Source organism: Streptomyces sp. NPDC093064, from assembly GCF_044754605.1.
Lineage (GTDB): Bacteria > Actinomycetota > Actinomycetes > Streptomycetales > Streptomycetaceae > Streptomyces.
Genome location: NZ_JBIVPK010000153.1, coordinates 1 through 1,379, shown reverse-complemented (window position 1 = coordinate 1,379; position 1,379 = coordinate 1). Strand labels below are relative to the sequence as shown.

Sequence of the window (1,379 nt, the reverse complement as noted above, 5' to 3'; positions counted from 1 at the left end):
CCAGCCGCGGTTGGCCGGGAAGTCGGAGATGGCGTCCGTACCCTCGCTGACCAGGCGCCACAAGTCCTCGGGCGAGTCGACGTCGCCCGGGAAGCGGCAGGCCATGCCCACGATCACGATCGGGTCGTCGTCCGTCGACGGCAGCAGCGTGACAGGGGTGAGCGTCTCGGCCTCGGCGCCGTACAACTCGGTGAGCAAGTGGTCGGCGAGCGCGGACAGCGTGGGATGGTCGAAGATCGCCGTCGCCGACAGGCGCAGACCGGTCGCGGTACGCAGACGGTTACGGAGTTCGACCGCGGTGAGGGAGTCGAAGCCGAGGTCGCGGAAGGCACGGTCGGCGTCGATGTCAGCACCGGCGGCGTGGCCGAGGACCAGAGCGGCGCTCGCACGCACCAGGTCGAGCAGCACCTCGTGGCGCTGCTCACGATCGAGCCGGGCCAGCCGCTGGACCAGTCCGGCGTCGGCGCCTTCGGCAGCCCCGGTCGCGGCGGTGCGGCGCACGGGGGTGCGGATCAGCCCGCGCAGCAGGGCCGGGATCTCCGGACGGCCGCGGAAGGCGGCGAGGTCCAAGCGGCTGGTGACGAGAGCGGCTTCACCAGTGGTGAGAGCGGCGTCGAAGAGGGCGAGACCCTGCTCGATGGTGATGAGCGACATCCCGGACTCGGCGGCCCGGCGAACGTCACGCTCGTGGAGCCCGGCCGTCATCCCCGCGCCCTGCTGCCAGGGACCCCAGGCAAGGGAGACGGCAGGCAGGCCGAGGGCCTGACGGTGAGCGGCGAGAGCGTCCAGGAAGGCGTTGCCGGCCGCGTAGTTGGCCTGGCCGGCACCGCCGAAGACACCAGCGACCGACGAGAAGACCACGAACGCATCCAGATACAGGTGACGCGTCGCCTCATGCAGGTTCCACGCGCCGTCCACCTTGGGCCGCAGCACGGCGGCGAGTCGTTCGCTGGTGAGCGAGTTCAGAACACCGTCGTCGAGAACACCGGCCGTGTGTACGACCGCGGTGAGCGGGTGCTCCGCGACCAGGGCGTCCACCGCATCCCGGTCGGCGACATCACACGCCGCAACCGAAACCTCGGCACCCAACCCCTCCAGCTCCGCCACCAACTCACCAGCGCCTGCGGCACCCAGACCGGAGCGGCTGGTCAGCAGCAGACGCCGCACCCCCCGCTCCGTGACGAGATGACGGGCCACCAGACCACCGAGACCACCGGTACCACCCGTCACCAACACCGTCCCCTCCGACGACCAGATGGCCTCGGCAGCAGGGTCGGCGCTAACGCGGGTCAGGCGGGCGGCAAGGGCACGGCCGCCGCGCAGCGCGAGTTGCGGCTCATCGAGGGCCAGGGCGCGCGTAAGGACGGAGTCAGAGGCAC

General features: G+C 71.3%; 1 protein-coding gene. It reads right to left on the bottom strand.

Annotated elements, in window-relative coordinates; genetic code table 11:
- On the bottom strand, positions 1-1,379 hold a 1,379-nt coding region (locus ACIQFZ_RS43520; RefSeq protein ID WP_402694011.1), incomplete at both ends, for a type I polyketide synthase.